General features: G+C 63.6%; 25 protein-coding genes and 1 tRNA gene. 15 read left to right on the top strand and 11 right to left on the bottom strand.

All coding sequences use genetic code 11. The annotated features are described in order from the left end of the window. The first annotated feature begins 40 nt into the window (after nt 1–40). The 4 genes from ACVW1C_RS13415 (at nt 41) to ACVW1C_RS13400 (ending at nt 2,111) form a co-directional block, all read left to right on the top strand. Nucleotides 41–625, top strand: a complete 585-nt coding sequence (locus tag ACVW1C_RS13415) for a protein-S-isoprenylcysteine O-methyltransferase (protein ID WP_456758834.1) — start codon at nt 41–43, stop codon at nt 623–625. A 180-nt stretch (nt 626–805) separates the two neighbouring features. Beyond that, the gene (locus ACVW1C_RS13410) at nt 806–1,000 is read left to right on the top strand and encodes a hypothetical protein (RefSeq protein WP_456758833.1); all 195 of its coding nucleotides are present in this window, start codon (nt 806–808) and stop codon (nt 998–1,000) included. Nucleotides 1,001–1,091: 91 nt separating this feature from the next. Then, nucleotides 1,092–1,796, top strand: a complete 705-nt coding sequence (locus ACVW1C_RS13405; protein ID WP_456758832.1) for a hypothetical protein — start codon at nt 1,092–1,094, stop codon at nt 1,794–1,796. Between the two features lie 75 nt (nt 1,797–1,871). Continuing rightward, nucleotides 1,872–2,111, top strand: a complete 240-nt coding sequence (locus ACVW1C_RS13400) for a hypothetical protein (RefSeq protein WP_456758831.1) — start codon at nt 1,872–1,874, stop codon at nt 2,109–2,111. A gap of 228 nt (nt 2,112–2,339) precedes the next feature. Here ACVW1C_RS13400 and ACVW1C_RS13395 read toward each other — a convergent pair whose 3' ends face one another. From ACVW1C_RS13395 to ACVW1C_RS13375, 5 genes are all read right to left on the bottom strand, one after another. Then, nucleotides 2,340–2,735, bottom strand: a complete 396-nt coding sequence (locus ACVW1C_RS13395; protein ID WP_456758830.1) for a DoxX family protein — start codon at nt 2,733–2,735, stop codon at nt 2,340–2,342. 342 nt (nt 2,736–3,077) lie between these two features. Beyond that, nucleotides 3,078–3,551, bottom strand: coding sequence for a transcription elongation factor GreA (greA, locus tag ACVW1C_RS13390; protein ID WP_157113323.1), 474 nt, complete (start codon nt 3,549–3,551; stop codon nt 3,078–3,080). Nucleotides 3,552–3,748: 197 nt separating this feature from the next. After that, nucleotides 3,749–7,213: a carbamoyl-phosphate synthase large subunit gene (carB, locus tag ACVW1C_RS13385; RefSeq protein WP_456758829.1), complete on the bottom strand. Its 3,465-nt coding sequence runs from the start codon at nt 7,211–7,213 to the stop codon at nt 3,749–3,751. 353 nt (nt 7,214–7,566) lie between these two features. Continuing rightward, a tRNA-OTHER gene (locus tag ACVW1C_RS13380) sits at nt 7,567–7,642 on the bottom strand. A 77-nt stretch (nt 7,643–7,719) separates the two neighbouring features. Then, a complete protein-coding gene (locus tag ACVW1C_RS13375; protein WP_456758828.1) occupies nt 7,720–8,409 on the bottom strand; it encodes a class I SAM-dependent methyltransferase in 690 nt (229 codons plus the stop codon). An 86-nt stretch (nt 8,410–8,495) separates the two neighbouring features. Between ACVW1C_RS13375 and ACVW1C_RS13370 the strand changes: the two genes are divergently transcribed. Next, complete coding sequence (locus tag ACVW1C_RS13370) at nt 8,496–9,074, top strand: Dps family protein (RefSeq protein WP_456758827.1); 579 nt, start codon at nt 8,496–8,498, stop codon at nt 9,072–9,074. A 67-nt stretch (nt 9,075–9,141) separates the two neighbouring features. On the opposite strand, the gene ACVW1C_RS13365 is transcribed toward ACVW1C_RS13370, so the two are convergent. The 3 genes from ACVW1C_RS13365 to ACVW1C_RS13355 all read right to left on the bottom strand — a co-directional run bounded on the left by ACVW1C_RS13365 (nt 9,142) and on the right by ACVW1C_RS13355 (nt 13,794). Beyond that, nucleotides 9,142–12,366 carry an efflux RND transporter permease subunit gene (locus ACVW1C_RS13365; RefSeq protein WP_456758826.1) on the bottom strand — a complete coding sequence of 1,075 codons (3,225 nt, stop codon included), beginning with the start codon at nt 12,364–12,366 and terminating at the stop codon, nt 9,142–9,144. Continuing rightward, entirely contained in the window at nt 12,363–13,352 is a 990-nt protein-coding gene (locus tag ACVW1C_RS13360) for an efflux RND transporter periplasmic adaptor subunit (protein ID WP_456758825.1), read from the bottom strand. Before ACVW1C_RS13360 ends, ACVW1C_RS13365 begins: the two co-directional genes overlap by 4 nt. 121 nt (nt 13,353–13,473) lie before the next feature. Next, nucleotides 13,474–13,794, bottom strand: coding sequence for an ArsR/SmtB family transcription factor (locus tag ACVW1C_RS13355; RefSeq protein ID WP_456758824.1), 321 nt, complete (start codon nt 13,792–13,794; stop codon nt 13,474–13,476). An 89-nt stretch (nt 13,795–13,883) separates the two neighbouring features. Between ACVW1C_RS13355 and ACVW1C_RS13350 the strand changes: the two genes are divergently transcribed. From ACVW1C_RS13350 to ACVW1C_RS13335, 4 genes are read left to right on the top strand one after another with little or no spacing between them, the layout of a single operon-like run. After that, nucleotides 13,884–15,170, top strand: coding sequence for an NAD(P)/FAD-dependent oxidoreductase (locus ACVW1C_RS13350; RefSeq protein WP_456758823.1), 1,287 nt, complete (start codon nt 13,884–13,886; stop codon nt 15,168–15,170). Then, entirely contained in the window at nt 15,167–15,610 is a 444-nt protein-coding gene (trxC, locus tag ACVW1C_RS13345) for a thioredoxin TrxC (RefSeq protein ID WP_456758822.1), read from the top strand. Before ACVW1C_RS13350 ends, trxC begins: the two co-directional genes overlap by 4 nt. Before the next feature lie 28 nt (nt 15,611–15,638). Next, the gene (locus ACVW1C_RS13340) at nt 15,639–15,842 is read left to right on the top strand and encodes a YgaP family membrane protein (protein WP_456758821.1); all 204 of its coding nucleotides are present in this window, start codon (nt 15,639–15,641) and stop codon (nt 15,840–15,842) included. Between the two features lie 49 nt (nt 15,843–15,891). Beyond that, nucleotides 15,892–16,281, top strand: a complete 390-nt coding sequence (locus ACVW1C_RS13335; protein WP_456758820.1) for a DUF302 domain-containing protein — start codon at nt 15,892–15,894, stop codon at nt 16,279–16,281. Nucleotides 16,282–16,472: 191 nt separating this feature from the next. Here the strand turns inward: ACVW1C_RS13335 and ACVW1C_RS13330 are convergent, their stop codons facing one another. After that, on the bottom strand, nt 16,473–16,997 hold the full coding sequence (locus ACVW1C_RS13330) for a cupin domain-containing protein (protein ID WP_456758819.1): 525 nt from the start codon (nt 16,995–16,997) through the stop codon (nt 16,473–16,475). A gap of 129 nt (nt 16,998–17,126) precedes the next feature. Further along, a complete protein-coding gene (carA, locus tag ACVW1C_RS13325; RefSeq protein ID WP_456758818.1) occupies nt 17,127–18,320 on the bottom strand; it encodes a glutamine-hydrolyzing carbamoyl-phosphate synthase small subunit in 1,194 nt (397 codons plus the stop codon). Between the two features lie 161 nt (nt 18,321–18,481). On the opposite strand from carA, the gene ACVW1C_RS13320 reads away from it, so the two are divergent. From ACVW1C_RS13320 to ACVW1C_RS13295, 6 genes are all read left to right on the top strand, one after another. After that, nucleotides 18,482–19,183, top strand: a complete 702-nt coding sequence (locus tag ACVW1C_RS13320) for an alpha/beta fold hydrolase (protein WP_456758817.1) — start codon at nt 18,482–18,484, stop codon at nt 19,181–19,183. A 58-nt stretch (nt 19,184–19,241) separates the two neighbouring features. Next, a complete protein-coding gene (locus ACVW1C_RS13315) occupies nt 19,242–19,697 on the top strand; it encodes a GatB/YqeY domain-containing protein (protein WP_456758816.1) in 456 nt (151 codons plus the stop codon). A 15-nt stretch (nt 19,698–19,712) separates the two neighbouring features. Beyond that, complete coding sequence (locus tag ACVW1C_RS13310; RefSeq protein WP_456758815.1) at nt 19,713–20,180, top strand: hypothetical protein; 468 nt, start codon at nt 19,713–19,715, stop codon at nt 20,178–20,180. A gap of 68 nt (nt 20,181–20,248) precedes the next feature. Further along, the gene (locus ACVW1C_RS13305) at nt 20,249–21,769 is read left to right on the top strand and encodes an FAD-dependent oxidoreductase (protein WP_456758814.1); all 1,521 of its coding nucleotides are present in this window, start codon (nt 20,249–20,251) and stop codon (nt 21,767–21,769) included. A 55-nt stretch (nt 21,770–21,824) separates the two neighbouring features. After that, nucleotides 21,825–23,435, top strand: coding sequence for an AMP-binding protein (locus ACVW1C_RS13300; RefSeq protein ID WP_456758813.1), 1,611 nt, complete (start codon nt 21,825–21,827; stop codon nt 23,433–23,435). Nucleotides 23,436–23,519: 84 nt separating this feature from the next. Beyond that, on the top strand, nt 23,520–24,323 hold the full coding sequence (locus ACVW1C_RS13295; RefSeq protein WP_456758812.1) for a DUF2189 domain-containing protein: 804 nt from the start codon (nt 23,520–23,522) through the stop codon (nt 24,321–24,323). Nucleotides 24,324–24,326: 3 nt separating this feature from the next. On the opposite strand, the gene ACVW1C_RS13290 is transcribed toward ACVW1C_RS13295, so the two are convergent. Continuing rightward, nucleotides 24,327–24,842 (bottom strand): SRPBCC family protein, encoded by a 516-nt coding sequence (locus tag ACVW1C_RS13290; RefSeq protein ID WP_456758811.1) that lies wholly within the window; start codon nt 24,840–24,842, stop codon nt 24,327–24,329. Nucleotides 24,843–24,858 lie beyond the last annotated feature (16 nt).

Here is a 24,858-nt window from a genome sequence, read left to right as displayed (position 1 = left end):
GAAGAGATGACGCGCCAGCGAAACGAGCCCTTGGCCCACGATGACGCCTGACATTGCCAAGTTCGTGTTTATCATGATGGCGGTCGGTTGGTATCTCATCCGCTACAGATACGCGCGTCGTGCCCGCCGTGAAAAGGTCTTGCGGAGCGCCCGAGGTGCTCGCGAAAACACCCTGCTGCTGATATCGCTCACCGGTCTCGGCATTGTGCCGTTCGTCTACATCGCAACGGCCGCACCTCATTTCGCATCGTACGTCTTCCGGCCGGCTCAAGCCTGGCTGGGCGTTTTCGTGGCGGTTGCGGCGCTGGTCATGTTCCGGCTGACCCATCGCGCTCTTGGTCGGAATTGGTCAATAAGTCTCGACGTGCGGGAAAATCACCACCTGATCACCGACGGGATCTATCGAAAAATTCGGCACCCCATGTATTCCGCATTTTGGCTTTGGGCTGTCGCTCAGGCATTGCTCTTGCCGAATTTGGTGGCCGGTTTCGCTGGCCTGATCGGGTTTGGCACGTTGTTTTTCGGCCGGGTTGCCAGAGAAGAACAGATGATGCTGGAAACGTTCGGCGACGAGTATCGCGAGTATATGGCACGGACCGGACGCATTATGCCGAGGCTGCTCTGAGCCGGCGATACGGGGTCGGTCTTGCCGGGCCCTGCACACAAAGCAATCATTCCGTGTCGTTTTTACCACATCTGGCAAAGAAAGGACCGTCCGAGCGTAAGCCTTGGCACAGCGTTAATTGCGCCGTAGCCGTCAGACGGTATGATGCTCAGACTCAAGCGGTCCATCTCGGAGATCACGATGTTGAAATTTCTGGTTGTTGGAGTTGCGACTTTTGGTTTCATGGCTGTCGCCAGTGCGGCTGACCTTCCTCGTCCGCAGCCGGTCGCCGAGCAGGCTCCGATTGGCAAGATGCCAATTGGCAAGTATCCGGTCGGCAAATATCCAGTCGGCAAGACCCCGGTTGGAAAAGCTCCCATCGTAACGAAGGGCTAGATCGAGGATCGTCCGGACAACGCGCTCCTTCAGCTTTTTTGCTGAAGGCGCTGTTCGGGGGTGATGTCTTGCCCTTAGTGAGGGTCTGAAGGTGCCGAAATCGAATCGGAAACGGGGCGGCCTGCGGCTGCTTGCCGGAATTGGTATCGTCATGGCTTCCGCGACTTTGGAAGCCGGCATCAGTCATGCGCAGCAATTGGCTGCGCAAACCGATCAAGCCCCGCTGCAGCAGGATAAGCCGCGCAAACCGTTGTCCAGGTCGGTCGTGGCAACGGCCGTCGTTGGACCGAGTGCTTCCGTTTCTGGAGCAGACGTCAAGCCGGCGCGAAGGTCTGTAGCCAAAGGGCCGTATTACGTGGACTTTCGTGCCCGCACGGCAGCTTCTTACGGGCACGCGTTCGTTTGGTACGGCAAGACAAGCGAGAAGATGGTCGACGTTGCGGGGCTGCACCCGGCGGGCGACGTCCTGCCTTATGTGCTGGGACATCTGACGTGGGTGCCCTCCGAGACAGGAGCAAGCTACGGCGACCTTGACGTACAGTATTTGACGGCCAGCTATCGCGTGTATTTGAGCGAGGCCGACGCGAAGAAAGTCTTCGCGTATATCAAGCATCTTCAGGCGACCTCGCCTCTCTGGAACGCCGAAACGACCAATTGCACGGCTTTTATTGGTCGCATAGCGAGCTTCATGGGTTTGAAGACCCCATTTCATTTGCAGAAGCCCGAGGATTACGTAAACCAGTTGAGAGACATGAACGACGGGCGCCAAACGGTGCAGCTCGCTGCGGATCGCTAAAGCATGATCCGGAAAAGTGTGAAGCGGTTTTCCGAAAAGATCATGCTCAAACAAAGAGCTAAAGCGCGATGACGATTGAACCTGATCTCATCGCGCTTTAGTTTTCTCGCCAAAGACCATGCAGCTGAAATTGGGCAAAGCCGCTACCGGAACGCTGCTGAGCTTACTCAGATGAAGGGGCAGATGGTTGCATTGGCATCCAATGCGAATCGGTGCGGAATGCAAATTCGAGCCCGCCAAAACATTATTTGGATTTGGACTGCCGTTGATGTTGGCCTTTCTCGCAAGCAGCCTGACACTGCGAGCAGCAACTGACCCACAGGATGTAACGGCCTTCAGGCGCCCTTTTGGGGCCGGTAGGAGTTCTCGTCCACCGGACCGCGCTTCTTCGATCTTTGCAACGCGCTTCGGGTTGGTCCCATCGCGCTCGGAGAGCGCCCTTAGGCTCTCCTGACTATTCTTGCATTGTTCGACGGATTGCCGCTGTCGTGTGGCGCAGCCGTAGAGAGCCCGTCCCGATTGAACGGGACGGGCTCAGCGTTGTTACTTCCTGCCCATCGCAGCGTCGACGCTGATCGGGCCGGGGCCCGAGGTCGCGAGATACAGGCAGGCAAAGCAGAGCGCGATCGCCAGACTGCCGTTGTTGAGCAGCGGATAAAAGCCCTTGGGGAAGTGGCCGATGAAGTAGGCGAAAGCCATTTCGCCCGCCAAGACGAAGGCCACGATCCGCGAGAACAGGCCGATCATCAGCAGCCCGCCCAGCACCAATTCGAGTGCGCCGGCAGCTCCGATCAATGAGAACAGTTCGACTTTCTCGAACATTGTCCCGGGTGGAAATTTGAGAAGCTTGGCGACGCCGAACTGAAACAGCAGTAGTCCGGTGATGAACCGGAACAGGCTCAGCGCCGTCGGCTGCCATTTGGAAAACATCTGGTCCATTGTCATTAACCCCCTGTTTGACACGCTGGAACATTGCGCGATGCAGAAACACACGGTGTCCGCCGCCCGAGTGTGGTGTCAACACCTTGCACCTGGAATCATTCCTCGCTCCACCGAAGTTGCGAGAGAACGCACCAGTGGCACGGTGACCCGCCGCGATCCGTGTTGCGACGCAATCACCGGCTCAAGCTCCGTCCCCCGATATGATTATACTGCATAACCATGTCACGGCCTCACTAGTACGCCGCGCACGCGCTCTCCACTCACATTGCTGTCAGACGCGGGGTATAAAAAAAGCCGCGTGCAGGACGCGGCTTTTTTGCACCAGTCACATGAAGGTAACTACCGCCACTCGACCTTGGTGATCTCGTAGGCCTTGGCGCCGCCCGGCGCCATCACTTCGACGGTGGTGCCCTTCTTCTTGCCGATCAGCGCGCGTGCAAGCGGCGAGGTGATGGAGATGCGGCCCTTCTTGGCGTCGGCCTCGACCTCGCCGACGATCTGCCACACCGCCTTCTTCTCGGTGTCCTCATCGATCAGCGTCACGGTCGCGCCGAACTTGATGGTGTCGCCGGACAGTTTCGAAATGTCGATGATGTCGGCGCGCGCGAGCTTGTCCTCGAGCTCGGCGATGCGGCCCTCGTTGTGCGACTGCTCTTCCTTGGCGGCGTGATACTCGGCGTTCTCCGAGAGGTCGCCGTGCGAACGCGCTTCCGCAATGTGTTCGATGATGCGCGGACGATCCTCCGACTGTCGCTTCTTGAGCTCGTCCGTCAGCGCGGCGTATCCGCCCGCGGTCATCGGAACCTTATCCATCATCTTCGTCCTTCATCGTGCGCGTCCGGCGGCCGTGCACGAATATCCAGTTCAGCTAACGCAGGAATCAGGACGCGAATGCGCCCGGAAGCCCAGTGATTTTCGGCCCCGCTAAGGGCCGTGACAACATCCAATCGCGCGGTGAGTTCCAGCCATTCGGCTAATTGACCGCTTCGGGCCTTCAGCCCGGGCAGCGGTCAGCTTTCGGAAAAGTAACTCTGAAGCGTGCGGACCTCAAGGTCCCCGTCCCGATAGGCCCGGATCCCCCGCGCGGCTGCCACCGCGCCTGAAAGAGTGGTGTAATATGGCACTTTATGCAAGAGGGCAGCCCGCCGCAGCGAACGGCTGTCAGCCAGGGCCTGCGGACCTTCGGTGGTATTGAAGACCAGCTGGACGTCGCCATTGGTGATGGCGTCGACGATGTGCGGACGGCCCTCGAGCACCTTGTTCACCTTTTCCGTCGGCACGCCGTTATCGCTGAGATAGCGTTGCGTGCCCGAGGTGGCCATCACCTTGAAGCCGAGCGAATGCAAGAGCCGCACGGCATCCGCAATGCGCATCTTGTCGTCGCCACGCACCGAGACGAACACCGTGCCCTGCCGCGGCACGCGTGTGCCGCCGCCGAGCTGGCTCTTCGCGAACGCCACCTCGAAGGAGCGGTCGATGCCCATCACTTCGCCGGTCGAGCGCATCTCCGGTCCCAGCACGGTGTCGACGCCGGGGAAGCGCGCGAACGGGAACACCGATTCCTTCACGCCGACATGGTCGAGCTTCTTCTTCTTCAGCTTGAAGTCGGCGAGCTTTTCGCCGGCCATGATCCGCGCCGCGATCTTGGCGACCGGCATGCCGATCACCTTGGCGACGAACGGCACGGTGCGGGACGCGCGCGGGTTGACCTCGAGCACGTAGATCTCGCCGTCCTTGATGGCGTATTGCACGTTCATCAGGCCGACCACGTCGAGGCCGAGCGCGAGCTCGCGGGTCTGCCGCTCCAGCTCCTCGATGGTCTTCGCGTCGAGCGAATGCGGCGGCAGCGAGCAGGCGGAGTCGCCGGAATGGATGCCGGCTTCCTCGATGTGCTCCATGATGCCGACGATGAAGGTGTCCTTGCCGTCGCAGAGACAGTCGACGTCGACTTCGGTCGCATCGGACAGATAGCGGTCGAACAGCAGCGGGTTCTTGCCGAGCACGGTGTTGATCTGCCCGGTCTTGTCGTTCGGGTAGCGTGCCTTGATGTCGGCGGGCACCAGCTCGGGCAGGGTGCCGAGCAGGTAATCGTTGAGCTGGGTCTCCTCGCGGATGATCTGCATCGCGCGGCCGCCCAGCACGTAGGACGGGCGCACCACCAGCGGCAAATCGAGATCGGCGGCCACCAGGCGCGCCTGCTCGACCGAATAGGCGATGCCGTTCTTCGGTTGCTTGAGGCGGAGCTTGTCGAGCACGCGCTTGAAACGGTCGCGGTCCTCGGCGAGGTCGATCGCATCAGGCGAGGTGCCGAGGATCGGCACTTCGGCGGCTTCGAGGGCGCGGGCAAGCTTCAGCGGGGTCTGGCCGCCGAACTGCACGATCACGCCGTGCAGCGTGCCGTTCTTGCGTTCGGTCGCGATGATCTCCAGCACGTCTTCGGCGGTGAGCGGCTCGAAATACAGCCGGTTCGCGGTGTCGTAGTCGGTCGACACCGTCTCCGGATTGCAGTTGACCATGATGGTCTCGTAGCCGGCATCCTCGAGCGCGAAGCAGGCATGGCAGCAGCAATAGTCGAACTCGATACCCTGGCCGATGCGGTTCGGCCCGCCGCCGAGAATGATCACTTTCTTGCGGTCCGAGGGCGCGCTCTCGTCGGCCACCTCGCCCGCGAACGGCCGCTCATAGGTCGAATACATGTAGGCGGTGGGCGAAGCGAACTCGGCCGCGCAGGTGTCGATGCGCTTGAACACCGGGCGCACCCCGAGCGCGTGGCGCTTGGCGGTGACGTCGGCCTCGGTGGTGTCCGTGAGCACGGCGAGCCGCGCATCGGAGAAGCCCATCGCCTTCAGCGTTCGCATTGCGAACGCGTTCGGCGGCAGGCCGTTGCGGCGGACCTTGTCCTCCATCTCGATGATGGCGCGCATCTCCGCCAGGAACCAGGGGTCGATCTTGCAGGAGTTGAATATCTCCTCGTCGGTCCAGCCGAGCCGCATCGCCTGCGCGACCTGCAGGATGCGGTTCGGCGTCGGGGTGCCGAGCGCGGCGCGGATCGCGTTCTTGTCGTCGCCGCGCCCGAGCCCCTCGATCTCGATTTCGTCGAGACCGGTCAGGCCGGTCTCGAGCCCGCGCAGGGCCTTCTGCAGGCTCTCCTGGAAGGTGCGGCCGATTGCCATCACCTCGCCGACCGACTTCATCGACGTGGTCAGCGTGGAGGAGGCGCCGGGGAATTTCTCGAACGCAAAGCGCGGAATTTTCGTGACGACGTAATCGATCGTCGGCTCGAACGAGGCGGGGGTGGCGCCGCCGGTGATGTCGTTGGCGATCTCGTCGAGCGTGTAGCCGACCGCGAGCTTGGCTGCGACCTTCGCGATCGGGAAGCCGGTGGCTTTCGAAGCCAGCGCCGACGAGCGTGACACGCGCGGATTCATCTCGATCACGACCATCCGGCCGTCGACGGGGTTGATGCCGAACTGGACGTTGGAACCGCCGGTCTCGACCCCGATCTCGCGCAGCACCGCCAGCGAGGCGTCGCGCATGACCTGGTATTCCTTGTCGGTCAGCGTCAGGGCCGGCGCGATGGTGATGGAATCGCCGGTATGCACGCCCATCGGATCGAGATTCTCGATCGAGCAGATGATGATGCAATTGTCCTTCTTATCGCGCACCACCTCCATCTCGTACTCTTTCCAGCCGAGTACGCTTTCCTCGATCAGCACCTCGTTGGTCGGCGAGGCGTCGAGCCCGCGCTCGATGATGTCGAGGAACTCTTCCTTGTTGTAGGCAATGCCGCCGCCGGTGCCGCCCATGGTGAAGGAGGGCCGGATGATCGCGGGCAAGCCGATCTCCGACAACGCCATCAGCGCCTCGCCGAACGCGTGCTCCTGATAGCGTTTGCGGCGTTCGTTCTCGCCAAGCGTCCACTGCCGCTCGAGTTCTTCCAGTGCCTCGCCGGACAGCTTCTCCCGTTCGGCAAGATATTTGTCGCGGTAGGACTTCTTCAGCGCGGAGGCGTTGGCGAGCCGCGATTTTGGCGTCTCCAGCCCGATCTTGGTCATGGCCTCGCGGAACAGCTGGCGGTCCTCGGCCTTGTCGATGGCATCAGCGGTGGCGCCGATCATCTCGACGTCGAACTTGTCGAGCGTGCCCTGCCGGCGCAACGAGAGCGCGCAGTTCAGCGCGGTCTGGCCGCCCATGGTCGGCAACAGCGCGAAGCCGCCCGGTATGACGTTGCGTTCTTTCTCGATGATCTTGCCGACGATCTCGGGGGTGATCGGTTCGATATAGGTCGCGTCCGCCAATTCCGGATCGGTCATGATGGTGGCCGGATTGGAATTGACCAGGACGACGCGGTAACCCTCTTCCTTCAGAGCCTTCACCGCCTGCGTGCCGGAATAGTCGAATTCGCAGGCCTGGCCGATCACGATGGGACCGGCGCCGATGATCAGGATGGTGGAGATGTCGGTTCTTTTGGGCATCAGCTCTCGCGGACTGGAATTTGGGCACAAAAAAAGGGCGCGCGTCCCGCGCGTCCCTCGAGCCATGCGCTACATCTTGTAGCGCCGGAAGCGCGATCCCTCGCGCGCGGGTGGTCTTTAGACCAGTTTTCGCACCTGCGAAACCCCCAAAAACGCCCAATCAACTGCGATTCTGGGGGAAATCCCTCATTCGAGCGGGCGGATTGGGGCGCGGGGGGGGGGTGACTGCTGAGGCCCGGCTGCGCTCGCTGCCCAGTCCGTCTACGCTTTCGCTACGCTCAAGCTACGCCGGACACGCTTTGCCCCGCCGGTCCTGCGTGGCTGCGCCACGCGTAGCCCGTCAGGGCGAAGCGTGGAGGCCCGGCCTGGATTTGAACCAGGATAAACAGTGTTGCACCACTGCCGCGTCGACGCTTCCGCCACCGGGCCGAGTGGATCATTGCTGATTATTTCAGCGGCCGCTATGTTTACTTTTGATTAACCCTAATATTTGCTACAACCTCTGATCAGTGGTGGGCCACGAACGTCATCCGCCACGGATTGTGCCCGATGTTGCGCGGCGCGCGCGTGGCGTCAAAGCCCGCGGCGGCGAGCTTCGCTATGATCTCGTCCTCGCGGTAGCGCTGCAGTCCGATCCTGGTGCGCAGCTGCCGGTAATCGGATAGCGCGGTCGAGGCGAGCCCGATCAAGGCATCGCGCAGGAAGCCATGGGTCGCCGCAAAGCGCAGCAGCGCGATGACGTCCCTGGCCATGCCGACTCCCGGCCGCAGGATATCGCCGAGCACGAAACGGCCCGAGGGTTTCAGCAGGCGGTGGATCACGTCGAACGCGGAATCGAGCTCCTGCGGCGTCATGTATTGCGCCACCGAGTTCATCACCACGAGGTCGATCGAATCCGCCGCCATGTTCTTCAGCTCATCGAGCGAGCGGACGCGGATCCGGGTGTCGTATGCGAAGCGCGCGACCAGGCGGCCGCGCACGCCGGGCGCCGGCTCCGCCAGATAGAGCTGGGCGCAGGCATTGGCGACCTTCGCCGCCGACAGCGCCTCACCGCAGGCATAGTCCAGCACCACGGCGTCGGGCGAGGTGATGTAGCCAATGATATCGTTTGCGATGACCTGGAAATGCAGGTCGCGGTGCAGTCGGCTGGCATAGATCGTATGCGTGGAATCGTAATAGTCGATCCATTCATCCATCGCGCTTGGTATCCGGTAGAACGGGTTCCTGACTTCCAGGAACAGGTGGGCTGATGATGCGTTAGCGGTCCGGCGGCCAATGTTCAATGCGCCGAAATACGGGGTTCCTAACAGGAAGGTCCAACGTGAGCAAAGCCAAGAGTGACGCTAAGACTGACAAGATCTCGCCCGATCTCGACACGCCGAGTGATCTCCCGCAGGCCGCGGTGGATACGATCTCGGCCTCGCTCAACACGCTTCTGGCCGACGCCTTCGCGCTCTACCTGAAGACCAAGAATTTTCACTGGCACGTCAGCGGCCGGCACTTCCATGATTACCATTTGTTGCTGGACGAGCAGTCGGACGCAATCTTCGCGACCACCGACCAGCTCGCCGAACGGGTGCGCAAACTGGGCGGCGCGACGCTGAGGTCAATCGGCGACATCGCCAAGCATCAGACCATCAAGGACAATGACGAGGACTTTGTCCCGCCGCGCGAAATGCTGCGCGAGTTGATGGAGGACAACAAGCACATGGCGGCAGCGATGCGCAAGGCGCACAAGCTCGCCGACGACCATGAGGATTCCGGCACCGCCGGCCTGCTCGAAACCTTCATCGACGAAACCGAGCGCCGCACCTGGTTCCTGTTCGAGGCAAGCCGCCAGGAAGGCAGCAACGCGGCGTAGAACGGGCCGCGTCGCTGCGCCGGCCCCCGGATCAAAGCAGTGAACGGAGGCCGGACGCCGGTGGCTGCTAGCCCGAGTTGACCGCTTTTGCCGGCGCTACGGCCGGAGAGCGCAGCGCGATGTAGATCGCCGGGATCACCAGCACCGTGAGCAGGGTCGACGACGCCAGGCCGAACAGCAGCGAGATCGCCAGTCCCTGGAAGATCGGGTCGAGCAGGATCGTTGCGGCTCCGATCATGGCGGCAAGCGCAGTGAGCAGGATCGGCTTGAAGCGAACCGCGCCGGCCTCAAGCACCACCTCGCGCAGCGAGGCGCCATTGCGGCCGCTATGGCGGATGAAGTCGACGAGGAGGATCGAGTTTCGCACGATGATTCCCGCCAGCGCTATGAAGCCGATCATCGACGTCGCCGTGAACGGCGCACCCAATAGCCAGTGCCCGATCAGAATCCCGATCAGCGTGAGCGGGATCGGCGTCAGGATGACGAGCGGCAGGCGGAAGCTGCCGAACTGAGCGACCACCAGCACATAGATGCCGAGAATTGCTGCGCCGAACGCGGCACCCATATCGCGGAACGTCACGTAGGTGATCTCCCATTCGCCGTCCCACAGCAAGGTCGGGCGCGATTCGTCCGTCGGCTGCCCGTGCAGGCTGATCGCGGGCTTCGGCAGGTTGCCCCAATCATGGGCAGCGACGCGGCTTGCAACCTCCATCATGCCGTAGAGCGGCGCCTCGAAGCGGCCGGCGAGTTCGGCCGTGACCATGTCGGTGAAGCGGCCATCCCTGCGGAAGATCACCGGCGTTCCTTCTTCGACTGTTGCCTTCACCACCTGTCCAAGCTCGACGACCGTCCTGCTGCCGGGCAGCGTGTTGGCCGGCACGGGCGTCGATGCCAGAGCCTCGTCCCAGGCGAGGCCGCGCTTCGGCAGCCGTACCGCGATCTCGATCGGGTTGCGGCCTTCGCCGCGGTGCGAATAGCCGATCGAGGTGCCGCCGAACAGCGCCTGGATCGTGTCGTAGACGTCGCGCTGCTCCACGCCGAAAAATTCCAGCCGATCCTGGTCGATCGACAGCCGCAACCGGGGCCGCTTCTCGCCGATCGAATCGTCGATGTCGACAATGAACGGCACCTCGGCGAATATCTTCTTCAACTCGGCCGCGACGGCGCGGCGCGTCGTGGCATCTGGACCGTAGATCTCGGCGAGCAGCGTTGCCAGCACCGGTGGCCCCGGCGGAACCTCGACCACCTTGACGCTGGTGCCGTCGGCGACGTCGAGCGCCTTGAGCCGCTGGCGTAGTTCGAGCGCGATATCGTGGCTTGCGCGTTTGCGATCGCCGCGCGCGGTCAGGTTGACCTGAAGCTCACCCAGCTCGGGCTTCTCGCGCAGATAGTAATGCCGCACCAGCCCGTTGAAATTGAACGGTGCCGAGGTGCCGGCATAGGATTGCAGCGAGGTCGCTTCCGGCAACTGTTTTGCAACGTCTGCCGCAGCGAACAGCGTCCGCTCCGTGGCCTCCAGGCTTGCGCCCTCGGGCAGATCGACCACGACCGCGATCTCGGATTTGTTGTCGAAGGGCAACAGCTTGACGGTCACCGACTTGGTCGCAAACAGCGTCATCGACAGCAGTGTCGCGATTCCAACGCCGAGCAGGAAGACCCAGGCGGTGCGCTTGCTCCGCACCACCGGCGTTGCGATGCGCCGGTACAGGCGGCCGAGCCGACCTTCCCGGTGCAGGACATGCGCGCTCGCGACGTCGCCCCTGGGGGCCAGCTTCAGCATCAGCCAGGGCGCGATCACCACCGCAACGAAGAACGAGAACAACATCGCCGCCGACGCGTTGGCCGGAATCGGAGCCATATAGGGTCCCATGAGGCCGGACACGAACAGCATCGGCAGCAGGGCGGCGACCACCGTCAGGGTTGCGATGATGGTGGGATTGCCGACCTCGGCAACCGCCTCGACCGTTGCCTGCAATCGCGACCGGCCATCATGCATTGCCCAGTGGCGGGCGATGTTCTCGACGATCACGATCGCATCATCGACCAGGATGCCGATGGAGAAGATCAGTGCGAACAGGCTGACCCGATTGATCGTGTAGCCCATCAGGTTGGCGGCGAACATCGTCAGCAATATCGTCGTTGGTATGACGACGAACGTCACGACAGCTTCGCGCCAGCCGATTGCGATCGCGATGAGCACGACGATCGAGATGGTCGCGAGTCCGAGGTGAAACAGCAGCTCGTTGGCCTTTTCGTTGGCGGTCTCGCCGTAGTCCCGCGTCACCGTGATCCGAACGTCGTCGGGGACGAGGTGCGCCTTCAGCTCCTCGAGGCGGAGGGCAATATCGGCCGACACCACCACGGCATTGGCGCCGGCGCGCTTGGCAAGCGCGAGGCTGACTGCCGGCACGCGCCGCCATTGCCCGTTCGCATCGCGCGCGTCGTTCCAGACGCGGTGCTCGACCGTGTTCGGTCCGATCACCACGGACGCAACGTCCTTGACGTAGATCGGCCGGCCGTCCCGGGTCGCGATCAAAAGCAATCCGATGTCGGGAATGCCGGCGAGCGTCTGTCCGGCGGCGACATTGCGCACGAGGCCGGCGTCGCGGACTTGACCTGCTACGAACGAGCGGTTGGCTTCCTTTACCTTGGCGACCAGCTGCTGCAGCGTGACGCCGAACAGCGACAGTTTTTCCGGATCGGGTTCCACCCGGATCTGCTGCGCGGAGCCGCCGGAGACATAGGTCAGCCCGACGTTGTCGACCTTGACGAGCTCGGAGCGCAGCTTGTCGGCAAGCTCGAACAGATCCCTGTCACTCCAGCGCTCGGCCGCCTCCGGCTTCGGCGACAGCGTCAGCACCGTCACCGCAACATCGTTGATGCTGCGGCCGACGATCAGCGGCTCGGGAATGCCGACAGGGATATGGTCGAGATTGGCACGGACCTTCTCGTGCACGCGCAGGATCGCGTCCTCGAACTTGGTGCCGACCAGAAACCGCGCGGTGACCATCACGCGATCATCCTCGGTCTGGCTGTAGACATGCTCGACGCCGTCGATGCCCTTGACGATCGCCTCCAGCGGCTTGCTGACGAGTTCAACCGCATCGGGCCCGCGCAAGCCGTCCGCGTTGACGCGGATGTCGACCATCGGCACGCTGATCTGTGGTTCCTCCTCGCGTGGGATCACCATGACGGCGATCAGGCCGACCGCGAGCGATGCAAGCAGGAACAGCGAGGTGAGCGGCGACGTCAGGCTCGCTCTGGTCAGCCGCCCGGACAACCCGAGATTCATGGCTGCACCAATTGATCGCCATCGCGCAGGCCAGACAGGATTTCGAGTCCATCCGGAAGCGCAGGCGTCGGTACGTCACGGCCGCGCTGCACCGGGATTTCGACGGTCCGGTCGGCCTGGCGAAGCTGGACGTAGTCGATCCCGAACCTGGTCCTCACATAGCTTGCCGGAATCACGAAGGCCGGCCTGGTACCGGCGGAGATCCACACCCTCAGGCGGTCGCCGACAAAATATTCGCCGAGCCCCTCGACGGAGGCGTCCGCAATCACGCGGCCTTCCTCGATCTGCGGGTAGACGAGATCGATGACGCCGATCTGGGGGGCTTCCTCGCCGAGTTCTGCGGCGTCCACACGGATCCTGTCGCCGGACTTCAGGAACCGGGCGTGCCGCTCCGGCACGCGCAGCCGCAGCTTGAAATGCTGCTGCGCAACCGTGACGATGGCGTCGCCGGGCAGCACGACTGAACCCACGGTTACGAGCTTCTTCAACACTCGGCCGTCGGATGGAGCCAGCACCCGGCCTTCGCTGAGTTGCTGGCCAATCACGGCCCGTTCCGCCGTTTTTGCGCGCAAGCCATTGTCGGCCACGTTTAATGCGGTCCGCGCCTCGTCAAGCTTGACCCGCGGCAGCGTGCCGCGCTCGACAAGTCCTTCGATGCGCGTGAAATCGATCTGCGCCTGGTTGGCCTGCGCGTGCAGTGCCTCGATCTGCGCGTCGAGCGACTTCATCTGCAACACGAGCTTTTCGTCGCCGATCGTCGCGATGGTCTGGCCGGCCGCGACGCGATCGCCCTCCCGGACATTGAGCTGAGCCACGGTGCCGCTGATGCGCCCGCGGGCGGGTGCCACGCTGATGCTCTCAACCGTTGCGAATACCGCCTTCTCGTCGGCAACCGGATGCTGCGCAACCGTAAGCATCTCTGCGCGGGCAGATGCCAAGGACAGGATGAAGGCGGCGAGGACCGCCGGCAAGATCGAGAGTCGCATCGAGAGTATCCGTCTCGTCATGGAAATCTTGGACGTCGCACGCGGTTCGTCATTTATCTTCGTCGCCGGCGCGACGGTGTTGATCTCGCTCAACGGATGGCCGTCGCAAGGATCATAAGCTTCATTTTTGTCTGCGACCCGCCGGAGCGCAGTAAGCTTCATAAAGCGCTTGCAGGACCTTCCGTGCGGGATCGCTAGCGATCGAATAGAAGATCGTCTGCCCGTCGCGGCGGGCGGACACCAGGCCATCCTTGCGGAGGAGCGCAAGATGCTGAGAGACCGTGGAGTCCCGCAGGTCGAGAAATTCGGCGAGCTCGCCGACTGATCGCTCGGCATCGATCAGCTGGCAGATGATCAGCAGCCTGTGGCGGTTGGAGAGGGCCTTCAGGAGATTGCTCGCCTGGTCGGCCGCACTCTCCATGATCTCGATGTCTATATTCATAGTTGCGTATATACGAATAATAGAATATATAGTCAAGCGTGATCGACAGCCGGGACCACCGGCGGGACGTTCAACCAACGGAGGTACGCATGGCGGAAGTTGTCGTGATCGGAGCCGGCCTCAGCGGCACGCTGATGGCCTACGAATTGTTGCCGCAGCTCGGCAAAGGCGATCGCCTCAGTGTGATTTCGCGGGGCGGTGTCTATCACTTCGTCCCGTCAAACCCGTGGGTGGCGGTCGGCTGGCGCAAGCGCGAAGAGATCGAGATCGATCTCGAGGAGATCATGAGGCGGAAGAATATCCGTCTGCTGACGCAGGGCGCAAGGCGCGTGCACCCGGCGGAGAATCGCGTCGAGCTCGGTGACGGCACGTCGGTCAGCTATGACTATCTCGTGGTTGCGACCGGGCCGGAGCTTGCTTTCGACGAGATCCCGGGGCTCGGGCCACAAGGCAACACTCAATCGATCTGCCACGTCGACCACGCTTCGCATGCACGGGAGGCGTTCGAGCGGCTGGCCGCCAATCCCGGCCCCGTGGTGATCGGCGCGGTCCAGGGCGCATCGTGCTTCGGGCCGGCCTACGAATTCCTGTTCATCCTGGAGACCGAGCTGCGGCGCCGCAAGCTGCGCGATCGGGTGCCCATGACTTTCGTCACGTCAGAACCCTATATCGGCCATCTCGGCCTTGACGGCGTCGGCGATACCAAGGGCCTGCTCGAGAGCGAGATGCGCGAGAAGCACGTCAAGTGGATCACCAATGCCCGCGTCAAGGCTGTCGAGACAGGCAAAATGCTGGTCGAGGAACTGGCGGAAGACGGCTCGGTTCGCAAGACCCACGAACTGCCTTTTGCCTATTCGATGATGCTGCCGGCGTTTCGCGGCGTCGAGGCGGTCCGCGGCATTGACAAGCTGACCAATCCGCGCGGCTTCGTCATCGTCGACAAGCATCAGCGCAATCCCGCGTTTCCCAACGTTTTCGCGGTCGGCGTTTGCGTGGCGATCGCGCCGGTCGGCGCCACTGCAGTCCCGGTCGGCGTGCCGAAGACCGGCTTCATGATCGAGTCGATGGTGACGGCGACGGCGATGAACATCGGCGCGCTGCTCAAAGGCAGGGAGCCGACGGCACAACCGACCTGGAACGCGATCTGCCTTGCCGACTTCGGCGATTCCGGCGTCGCCTTCCTGGCCCAACCGCAAATCCCGCCGCGCAACGTCAACTGGTCCGCAAAGGGCGAGTGGGTCCATTACGCCAAGGTCGCGTTCGAAAAATACTTCCTCCGCAAGATGCGGCGCGGCGAGAGCGAGCCGTTCTATGAACGCTTCGTGCTGGACAGGCTGAACATCGCCAAGGTCAAGGAGGTCCGTACCGGGACATGAGCGAGGCGCATCAAATCGTATGTGGACATTGCGGCCGGACCAACCGGCTGCCAGCCGGGCGCGCCCCCGATGGCGCGCGCTGCGGTTCCTGCCATCAGCCGATGTTCACCGGCCATCCGATCGAAGTCGACGAGGAGGGGTTTGCGCGTCAGGTCGCGAACAGTGACGTTCCTCTGCTCGTTGATGTCTGGGCTCCATGGTGCGGTCCGTGCCGCGCCATGGCGCCGATGTTCGAGCGCGCCGCTCAACAGCTCGAGCCGAAGGTGCGGCTGCTCAAGCTCAACTCCGATCGCGCGGCAGCCACCTCGTCTCGCCTCAACATCACGGGAATTCCGACGTTGCTGCTGATGCGCCGCGGCCGTGAGATCGCCCGCCATTCCGGGGCGATGGACACGCGCAGCATCGTTGCCTGGGCCGAGGCTGGCCTCGTCCGCCCCTGACGTCACTGAAACTGAAGAGGAGCATGCCATGAATATCGACAAGGCCGTACTTGCCTTTGCGGGGAGTGTCGTTTTGCTCGGCCTCGCGCTCGGCACCTACATCAACGCCTACTGGTACCTGCTGACGGCCTTCGCCGGGCTGAACATGATCCAGGCATCGTTCACCGGATTTTGCCCTGCAGCGATGGTGTTCAAGAGGCTCGGATTGCGCGGCGGATGCGCGTTCAGCTAGCGGCCGCTGGCGTTGGTGCGAACGCCGCGGCGCTTCAATGGAGAGACTCATGACATACCACTTCTCGAAAACGGTCGACATGCCGTTCGACGCGGCCGTTGCGGCCACGACGGCCGCGCTGAAGAACCACGGCTTTGGTGTGCTGACGCAGATCGACGTCAAGGACACCCTGAACAAGAAGATCGGGGCCGAATTCCGCCCCTATCTGATCCTCGGCGCATGCAACCCCAAATTCGCCTACGAGGCGCTCACGCTGGAGGACAAGATCGGCACGATGCTGCCGTGTAACGTGGTGGTCCAGCAGCACGAAAGCGGCGGGGTCGAGATTTCCGCCGTCGATCCCGTTGCTTCGATGAGTGCGATCGAGAACCGCAAGCTTGGCGCGGTCGCCGGCAAGGTTCGCGATCTTCTGCGGCAGGTTATCGCCGAGATAGGCTGAGACGCGCGCGGCGGATCGCGAAGAGCCGATGTATCCCGCTGTCGGTGACAAGATATGGCGATCCGCCTGCCGCAGGGCTGTCGGCCGCCTTCCGGCGGCGTTCTCCCTCGTTATCGTGCTCGCTGACAGCATAGTCCTCCGGGCAGCGAATTCGGCGCTACACGTGAGCGAGATGCGCTGACCGGTGTGGGTCAGGCGGGCTTCCACAGCCGCACCAGCGGCCCGTCCTTGCCCATCACCGGATCGGTCGTGGGGATCGCGACCTGCGGGATCGTCTTCAGCGCCCGGGCATGGTTCTCCGGTGTCGGCCGCTGCAGATCCATCGGCGGGCCCGGTGGATAGGCGCCAACGACGCTAAAGTCATCGCTCGCCGACAGGCATTGATGCCCGGTGCCGGCCGGCAGGATCGCGACGTCGCCGGCGGCGATCTCGAGCGTCCGCCCATGCTCGCCGCCGAACTGCACCCGTGCGCTGCCGCGCGCGACGCCCAGCACCTCGTGCACGGTGGCGTGGTAATGCACGAAGTCGTAGACGCCGTTGCGCCACATCGCGCCCCAGCCATTATGGCCGAACAGTTGCTCGATCGTGGCTTCCGGATGTTTGCCGACGTCGACCGCGGCCTTGTAGACCAGCAGCGGCATCGGATTGTTCGGCACCAGCCCGTCGTCCTCGAAGACGATGGCGAGCGGCTCGGCCCCGGCCTCGACTGCGGACATGGCGATCCTCCTGCACGCGTGAGCGACACTGTCCGTGCAACAACCTGCTGTCGAGCTCCGCGTTCCTCCGCTCGCCTCGGCGATCCGCGCGCGGTTGCAACACGGCGCGCGGCCATGACAAGCGACGACTTACGCGGCCTGCTTGTTCTTCCGCATCAGATCGGCAAACCGCTGGAACAAATAGTGCGAGTCGCGCGGGCCGGGCGAGGCCTCGGGATGGTACTGCACCGAGAACACCGGCTTGCCCTCGAGCGCGATGCCGCAATTGGAGCCGTCGAACAGCGAGACATGGGTCTGGGTCGCGCCGGCGGGCAGCGTCGCCTGGTCGACCGCAAAGCCGTGGTTCATCGAGGTGATCTCGACCTTGCCGGTGGTCTCGTCCTTGACCGGATGGTTGGCGCCGTGATGGCCCTGATGCATCTTCATGGTCTTGGCGCCGACGGCGAGGCCGAGCATCTGATGGCCGAGGCAGATGCCGAAGGTCGGCGTCCCCGAGGCGATCACCTTCTGGATAACGGGCACGGCATATTTGCCGGTCGCGGCGGGGTCGCCGGGGCCGTTCGACAGGAACACGCCGTCCGGCTTCATCGCCAGGATGTCCTCGGCCGCCGTCGTCGCCGGCACCACGGTCACCTTGGCGCCGACACCGGCGAGCAGGCGCAGGATGTTGCGCTTGATGCCGTAGTCGATCGCGACCACGTTGAACTCCGGCGCGGTCTGCTGGCCAAAACCCTTGCCCCACTCCCAGGGGGTCTCATCCCAGGTGAAGCGCTGGCCGGAGGTGACCATCGGCACCAGGTCCATGCCCTCGAGGCCGGGCCATTCGCGGGCCTCTTCCTTCAGGCCGTGCAGGTCGAACTCGCCGTTCCTGGCGTGCGCGATCACGGCGTTGGGCATGCCCTTGGAGCGGATCAGCGCGGTCAGCGCCCTTGTGTCGATGCCGGACAGGCCGACGATGCCGCGCGCCTTCAACCACTGGTCGAGGTGGCGGGTGGCGCGGTAATTCGAGGGATCCGTGATCGCCGAGCGCAGAATCACGCCGCGCGCGCCGGGTGTCGCGGCCATGTTCACCGTCTCGATGTCTTCCTCGTTGGTACCGACATTGCCGATATGCGGGAAGGTGAAGGTGATGATCTGGCCGGCATAGGACGGATCGGTGAGGATCTCCTCATAGCCGGTCATTGCGGTGTTGAAGCAGACCTCGCCGACGGCGTGGCCTTCGGCGCCGAGACCGAAGCCTTCCAGCACGGTACCATCGGCGAGCACAAGGAGCGCGGTCGTTTTGTGGTCCGGCCAGGCGGGAGCGTTTTCGGGGGTTGTCATGAGCCCTTTAAATAGTCGCCGCACCCTGCGGCGTCAAAGCGAAAGGGCACGGATTCACACGGCAATACCCGCCGATTTGACAGGCCGGAACGGCCTTTTAATCTAAAGTTCCCTGAAGCGGCCGTTTGCTTGCCGAAAATGACCCGGTCCGGAGCTCCCGCATGGACAATACGATGCCGATCTTGCTCGTCCCGGGCCTCATCTGCTCACCGCGGATTTTTGCCCCGGTCATCCCGGCGCTATGGCGGTGCGGGCCGGTCACGGTCGCCAACCATGTCAGGGACGACAATATGGGCGCGATCGCCCGCCGGACACTGGCCGAGGCGCCACCGCGCTTTGCGCTCGCCGGACATTCGATGGGCGGCTACATCGCCTTCGAGATCATGCGGCAGGCCCCCGAGCGGGTTGCGAAACTGGCCCTGATGAGCACCCAGGCGAGGGCTGACACGCCGGAGGTAACCGTACGCCGCCGCGGCATGATCGAGCGCGCGAAAAACGGTCAGTACCGGAGCGTGGTCGACGAACTGTTTCCGGGCTTCGTGCATCCGTCGCGGCAGGGCGATGCAAGCCTGCGTCAAATCGTCGAGGACATGAGCGAGGACGTCGGCGCCGAGGCCTTCATCCGTCAGCAAAACGCCGTGCTCAGCCGGCCGGATTCGCGGCCGAGCATGGCCTGGATCAAGTGCCCGACCCTGGTGCTGACGTCGGATACCGACAACACCGTGCCGAACGCGCTGTCGGACGAGATGGCCAACGGCATCCCCGGGGCCAAGCTCGTGGTGCTCGCCAATTGCGGTCACCTGCCGCAACTGGAGCAGCCGCAGGCCTGCGCCGATGCGCTGGTTGAGTGGTTGCGGAACTAGGTTGTCCAGTCGCTGCAAACTGCCTACATGAAGACATTACCGGCTTAAGGACACCAGGATGCTGCGCGACGACATTAACAATGCGGTCAAGGAAGCCATGAAGGCGAAGGATGAGCGCAAGCTCTCCACCCTGCGCATGGTTAATTCGACCATCAAGAACGCCGATATCGACGCGCGCGGGCAGGGCAAGCCGCCACTCTCCGATGCCGATCTGCTGGGCCTCTTGCAGAAGATGATCAAGCAGCGCCAGGAGTCGGTCGAGCTCTACGACAAGGGCGGCCGTGCCGAGCTCGCCGCCCAGGAGCGCGAGGAGATCGCCGTGATCTCCGCCTATCTGCCGAAGCAGATGTCCGATGACGACGTGAAGGCCGCGATCGCGGCCATCATCGCCGAGACCAATGCGGCCGGCATCAAGGACATGGGCAAGGTGATCGGCGCCCTGAAGGCGAAATACGCCGGCCAGATGGATTTCGGCAAGGCCAGCGGCCTCGTCAAGGCGGCGCTCGCGGGATAGCGGCGGAGGCTTCCGATGTTTCGTGTCGCCGCGGACAGCCTGGAAGCCTATCTCGCCTTTGATCCCGGCCGGACCGCGGATCTCGAACAACTGCATGCGGTGATGCGAAAGGCCGCGCCTTCGCTCAAGCAGCACTTTCATGCGGGCAGTCCGGCCGGTGAGGCCGGCATGCGCATGAACATGATCGGCTACGGTCAGTTTCGCTACACGATCAAGTCCGGCAAGACGGCGGTCTGGCCGGTGATCGGGGTGGCGCTGCAGAAGAACTACGTCAGCGTCTATGTCGCGGTGACCCGTAATGGGAAGCCGCTGGTGTCCTGCTACGCTGGCAAGCTCGGCGAATTGCGCGCGGGCGGCAACAATTTCAGCTTCGAGGCGTTTGTTGATCTGAAGGCGCCCGCCGTTGCAGCGCTGTTCGCCGAGGCCGCCGACATCTTCAAGGCGGACAAGGAGAACCCGGTTCGCTACATGCAGGGGAGCTGACATCGGCGTGTCGAAAAGGGGCGGCGGCGCCGTCGAGGTGGAAGTTCTGGATAAACTGGAGACAGGCCATGGCCGATCAGCAAGCTCCTTCCGGTCCGGATCTGACGCAGGGCGTGGCACTCGCCGAATTCCCGGGCACGATGTTGCTCGGCCATGTCGGCGATGAGGACGTGCTGCTGGTGCGCTCCGGAGCAGATATCTTCGCCATCGACGCGCATTGCAGCCATTACCATGGCCCGCTCGCCGAAGGTGTGGTGGAGGGCGAGACCGTCCATTGCCCCTGGCATCACGCCTGTTTCGACATTCGCACCGGTGAAGCGGTAGCGGCGCCCGCCTTCAACGCGCTCGCGGTCTGGAAGGTCGAGCGCGACGGAGATCGCATCATCGTGCGCGAGAAGCGCGAGCAGCCGAAGCCCCGCGTCAAGGGCCCGCTTGATGCGCCCGGCAGGATCGTGATCGTCGGCGGAGGCGCGGCGGGCTTTGCCGCCGCCGAGATGCTGCGACGGCAGGACTATCGCGGCAGCATCGTCATGCTGAGCGGCGAGGCCACGCCGCCGCTGGACCGGCCGAACCTGTCGAAGGATTTCCTTGCCGGCAGCGCGCCGGAAGACTGGCTGCCGCTGAAGCCGGACAGTTTCTATGCTGACGCGGCGATCGATCTCAGACTCAGGACCGAGGTCAAGTCGATCGACACCGGCCGCCGCAACGTCGTGCTCGCCGGCGGCGAGGCGCTCAGCTATGAACGGCTGCTGCTGGCGACCGGCGCGGAGCCGCTACGGCTGGCGATCCCGGGCGCGGACCAGCCCCACGTTCACGTGTTGCGCACGCTCGACGATTGCCGGGCGATCATCGCCTCGGCCGGCGGAGCGCGACGCGCGGTTGTGATCGGCGCGAGCTTCATCGGGCTCGAGGTTGCGGCCTCGTTGCGTGCGAGGGAGATCGAGGTTCACGTGGTCGGGCTGGAACAGCGGCCGCTGGAGCGCGTGCTCGGGCCTGAGATGGGCGATTTCGTCCGCGCGCTGCACGAGGAGCATGGCGTCGTCTTCCATCTGGGCGACACGGTGACCGCGATCGAAGGCAAGCGCGCGCAGCTGAGGAGCGGGCCGGTGCTCGATGCCGATCTCGCCGTGGTCGGTGTCGGCGTAAAGCCGCGGCTGGCGCTGGCGGAAGCAGTCGGGCTCGCCATCGATCGCGGCGTGAAAGTGGACGCCCATCTCGAGACCAGCGTTCCCGGCATCTACGCGGCCGGCGATATCGCGCGCTGGCCCGATCCGCACAGCGGCGGGAATATCCGTGTCGAGCACTGGGTGGTGGCCGAGCGCCAGGGCCAGACCGCCGCGCGGAATATGCTCGGGCAGCGCGAGGTGTTCGATGCGGTGCCGTTCTTCTGGAGCCAGCATTACGACGTCCCGATCAACTATGTCGGCCACGCCGAGCAGTGGGACGAGATCACGGTGGACGGCAGCATCGCCGCCAGGGATTGCGTGCTCCGCTACAAGCACCGCGGGCGCGTGCTCGCGGTCGCATCGATCTATCGCGACCGCGAAAGCCTTGAGGCCGAGAGCGCAATGCAGCGGGCGGCAGCCTGACCGCCTTCCCGCAAGGAGGGTTTATGGTCTCACAGCAATGGTCTAGGCTGCGGCCATGCTTCAGGAAGCCAAGACCTACGACGAACTCTACTGCAACTTCCGCTGGGAGGTTCCCGAGCGCTTCAACATGGCGACCGCGTGCTGCGACCGCCATGCCGACGGCTCGGGCCGGCTCGCGCTGGTCTATGTCGACGAGGATGGCCGCACCACGCGCACCTCGTTCGATGAGGTCGCGGACGCCTCGCGCCGCTTCGCCAATGTGCTGACCTCTGGCGGCCTGGTGCGCGGCGACCGTGTCGCGGTGTTCCTGTCGCAATCGCTGGAATTGCCGGTTGCGCATTTCGCGGCATTCCGCGCGGCACTGATCTCGATCCCGCTGTTTGCACTGTTCGGCGAGGACGCGCTCGAATTCCGCCTGTCGAACTCCGCGGCGAAAGCCGTCATCACCGATGAGGCCGGCTGGGAGAAGATCGCCAAGATCCGCGGTCGCCTGCCTGAGCTGAAGAGCGTCTACATCGTCGGCGAAAAGACGCCGGCCGGTACGAAATCATTCTGGAGCGCGATCAAGTCGGCATCTCCGGAATTCGCGACCGTCGACACCTCGGCCGACGATCCGGCATTGATCATCTACACCTCGGGCACCACGGGCAACCCGAAGGGCGCGCTGCATGCGCATCGCGTCGTGCTCGGCCACCTGCCCAATGTCGAGATGTGCCACAACTTCCTCCCCAGGCCGGGCGACCTGATGTGGACGCCGGCCGACTGGGCCTGGATCGGCGGCCTGATCAACGGCCTGTTCGCGTTCTGGTACCACGGCATTCCGATGGTCGGTCATCGCGCGCGGAAGTTCGAGCCGCAGGCCGCGATGCAGATGATGGCCGAACTCGGCATCCGCAACGTGTTCCTGCCGCCGACCGCGCTGAAGCTGATGCGGCAGGCCAATGTGAAAAATTCCGGCGTCAAGCTGCGCAGCATCTTCACCGGCGGCGAGTCGCTCGGCGGTCAGCTTTTGGGCTGGGTGCGCGAGACCTTCGGCATCGATGCCCATGAGGTGTTCGGGCAGACCGAATGCAACCTCGTGATCGGCAGCAATTCCAATCTGTTTCCGATCCGCCCGGGGTCGATGGGCCGCGCCACGCCGGGCTTCGACGTCCGCATCGTCAACGACAGAGGCGAGGAGTTGCCGCGCGGCCAACGCGGCATCATCGGCGTGCGCCAGCCGTGCCCCTGCACCATGATCGAATACTGGCGCAATCCGGAAGCGACGCAGAAGAAATATGCCGGCGAATTCCTGCTGACCGGCGATCTCGGCGTACAGGACGAAGACGGCTATTTCTGGTACGTTAGCCGCGAGGACGACGTCATCACCACCGCCGGCTATCGCGTCGGCCCGTCCGAGATCGAGCACACGCTGATGAAGCATCCGGCGGTCGCGATGTCGGCGGTGGTCGGCATCCCGGATCCGATCCGCACCGAATCGATCAAGGCCTGGATCGTGCTGCGGCCCGGCTACGCGCCGAGCGACGCGCTGGCGCGCGAGATCCAGGAGTTCGTCAAGGTCCAGCTCGCCGCCCACGAATATCCGCGCTTCGTGCAGTTCGCCGACAGCCTGCCGATGACGGCGACGGGCAAGGTGCTGCGACGGGAGTTAAGGGCGCTCGGGTAGGCCGCGACATAGTATTGATCAACGTCAATGCGGCTCTCGCCATCGCCTGCATCGATACGGGATCAATCATTCGCGGCGGGACTGATGTCGGTTTCTGGCAAGCTCGATCCGGTGGTGCGCAAGATCCGCGTGGCTGATATCGCGGAAGCGCTGGGGCAGGGGCTGCGCGACTTCCAGGCAGTCCCGCTCTACGGATTGATGTTCGGCGCGATCTTCATGCTTGGCGGCAACGCGATCCTGCTGTGTCTGACCACGCTCGGCATGGTTTATCTGGCTTATCCGCTGGCGGCGGGTTTTGCGCTGATCGGTCCGTTCGTTGCGATCGGTCTTTACGAGATCAGCCGGCGCCGCGAAGCGGGCGAGCCGATTTCGCTCGGCGCGATCTGGTCGAAGCTGCGCTCGCGGGGTGAAATCGGCTGGATGGCGTTCGTTACGCTGTTCGTGTTCATCATCTGGATGTATCAGGTGAGGCTGCTGCTCGCGCTGCTGCTCGGGCTCAACGTTTCCTTTTCCAGTTTTCGCGAATTCCTGACGGTGGTGCTGACCACCAATGAGGGCCTGCTGTTCCTCGCCATCGGCAATGCCGACGGGGCGGCGCTGTCGCTGATCCTGTTCTCGCTGACCGTAATATCGTTCCCGCTGCTGCTGGATCGGGAGGTCGACTTCGTCACCGCGATGATCACGAGCGTGCGTGCCGTCGTGACGAGCCCGCTGCCCATGATTGGGTGGGCGGCGGTGATCGTCGTGCTATTGATTGTCTCGGCGATCCCGTATTTCCTGGGCCTGCTCGTGACGATTCCGGTGCTGGGCCACACGACCTGGCATCTCTACCGTCGCGTCGTGGTCCCGGTCGGTTCCTTTGCCGATCCGATGCTGCGAAGGGAGTGATCTTCACGACGGCATCGGGATTCCCAGTTCATTCAGCGCGGCCAGCATGCGCTGCGGCGGTTGCATCGGGATCGCCATGGCCTTGCCGGTCTCCAGCAGGCTCTTCAGGCTGGAAAGGATCGCCGGCCAGCCGGTGCGGCAGCCTGACAGGATGTCGTCGCTGATCGGGCGGTCATGCGATTGCAGTAAGGTCAGCTTCACGCCGTCGCCGGCCGGCTCGATCTCGTAGGTGACGAGCGTCGGCCCGAGCTTTTCGACGAGCTGCGGCCAGTTGACGTTGAAGGTGACGGTCAGCCGCCTCAAGGGATCGCACGCGATCACCTCGCCGGAGATGTGCAGTGCGCCGTCGGGCGTGCGCACGACGTAGGTGCCGCCGACCCGAAGATCGACCTCGACCGCGTTGCCGGAGAAATACTGCCGGCTCAATTCGGCATTCGTCAGCGCCTGCCATACCTTCTCCGGCGTGGCGGCGATGTAGATCGCATAGACGATCGCCGGTTTGAATTTCTCGATGTTCATGTCCGCACGTGTCCTT

The organism is Bradyrhizobium sp. USDA 4011 (genome assembly GCF_054063415.1).
This window is presented reverse-complemented; position numbering and strand designations above follow the sequence as displayed.

What these genes read in the sequence shown, in the direction of transcription:
- greA (WP_157113323.1), bottom strand. Translation starts at nt 3,551, where the DNA reads ATGGATAAGGTTCCGATGACCGCGGGCGGATACGCCGCGCTGACGGAC.
- ACVW1C_RS13320 (WP_456758817.1), top strand. Translation starts at nt 18,482, where the DNA reads ATGGACAATACGATGCCGATCTTGCTCGTCCCGGGCCTCATCTGCTCA.
- ACVW1C_RS13305 (WP_456758814.1), top strand. Translation starts at nt 20,249, where the DNA reads ATGGCCGATCAGCAAGCTCCTTCCGGTCCGGATCTGACGCAGGGCGTG.
- ACVW1C_RS13365 (WP_456758826.1), bottom strand. Translation starts at nt 12,366, where the DNA reads ATGAATCTCGGGTTGTCCGGGCGGCTGACCAGAGCGAGCCTGACGTCG.
- ACVW1C_RS13415 (WP_456758834.1), top strand. Translation starts at nt 41, where the DNA reads ATGACGCCTGACATTGCCAAGTTCGTGTTTATCATGATGGCGGTCGGT.
- trxC (WP_456758822.1), top strand. Translation starts at nt 15,167, where the DNA reads ATGAGCGAGGCGCATCAAATCGTATGTGGACATTGCGGCCGGACCAAC.
- ACVW1C_RS13355 (WP_456758824.1), bottom strand. Translation starts at nt 13,794, where the DNA reads ATGAATATAGACATCGAGATCATGGAGAGTGCGGCCGACCAGGCGAGC.
- ACVW1C_RS13290 (WP_456758811.1), bottom strand. Translation starts at nt 24,842, where the DNA reads ATGAACATCGAGAAATTCAAACCGGCGATCGTCTATGCGATCTACATC.
- ACVW1C_RS13375 (WP_456758828.1), bottom strand. Translation starts at nt 8,409, where the DNA reads ATGGATGAATGGATCGACTATTACGATTCCACGCATACGATCTATGCC.
- carB (WP_456758829.1), bottom strand. Translation starts at nt 7,213, where the DNA reads ATGCCCAAAAGAACCGACATCTCCACCATCCTGATCATCGGCGCCGGT.
- ACVW1C_RS13370 (WP_456758827.1), top strand. Translation starts at nt 8,496, where the DNA reads ATGCGCCGAAATACGGGGTTCCTAACAGGAAGGTCCAACGTGAGCAAA.
- carA (WP_456758818.1), bottom strand. Translation starts at nt 18,320, where the DNA reads ATGACAACCCCCGAAAACGCTCCCGCCTGGCCGGACCACAAAACGACC.
- ACVW1C_RS13330 (WP_456758819.1), bottom strand. Translation starts at nt 16,997, where the DNA reads ATGTCCGCAGTCGAGGCCGGGGCCGAGCCGCTCGCCATCGTCTTCGAG.
- ACVW1C_RS13350 (WP_456758823.1), top strand. Translation starts at nt 13,884, where the DNA reads ATGGCGGAAGTTGTCGTGATCGGAGCCGGCCTCAGCGGCACGCTGATG.
- ACVW1C_RS13315 (WP_456758816.1), top strand. Translation starts at nt 19,242, where the DNA reads ATGCTGCGCGACGACATTAACAATGCGGTCAAGGAAGCCATGAAGGCG.
- ACVW1C_RS13300 (WP_456758813.1), top strand. Translation starts at nt 21,825, where the DNA reads ATGCTTCAGGAAGCCAAGACCTACGACGAACTCTACTGCAACTTCCGC.
- ACVW1C_RS13335 (WP_456758820.1), top strand. Translation starts at nt 15,892, where the DNA reads ATGACATACCACTTCTCGAAAACGGTCGACATGCCGTTCGACGCGGCC.
- ACVW1C_RS13395 (WP_456758830.1), bottom strand. Translation starts at nt 2,735, where the DNA reads ATGGACCAGATGTTTTCCAAATGGCAGCCGACGGCGCTGAGCCTGTTC.
- ACVW1C_RS13295 (WP_456758812.1), top strand. Translation starts at nt 23,520, where the DNA reads ATGTCGGTTTCTGGCAAGCTCGATCCGGTGGTGCGCAAGATCCGCGTG.
- ACVW1C_RS13360 (WP_456758825.1), bottom strand. Translation starts at nt 13,352, where the DNA reads ATGCGACTCTCGATCTTGCCGGCGGTCCTCGCCGCCTTCATCCTGTCC.
- ACVW1C_RS13310 (WP_456758815.1), top strand. Translation starts at nt 19,713, where the DNA reads ATGTTTCGTGTCGCCGCGGACAGCCTGGAAGCCTATCTCGCCTTTGAT.
- ACVW1C_RS13410 (WP_456758833.1), top strand. Translation starts at nt 806, where the DNA reads ATGTTGAAATTTCTGGTTGTTGGAGTTGCGACTTTTGGTTTCATGGCT.
- ACVW1C_RS13340 (WP_456758821.1), top strand. Translation starts at nt 15,639, where the DNA reads ATGAATATCGACAAGGCCGTACTTGCCTTTGCGGGGAGTGTCGTTTTG.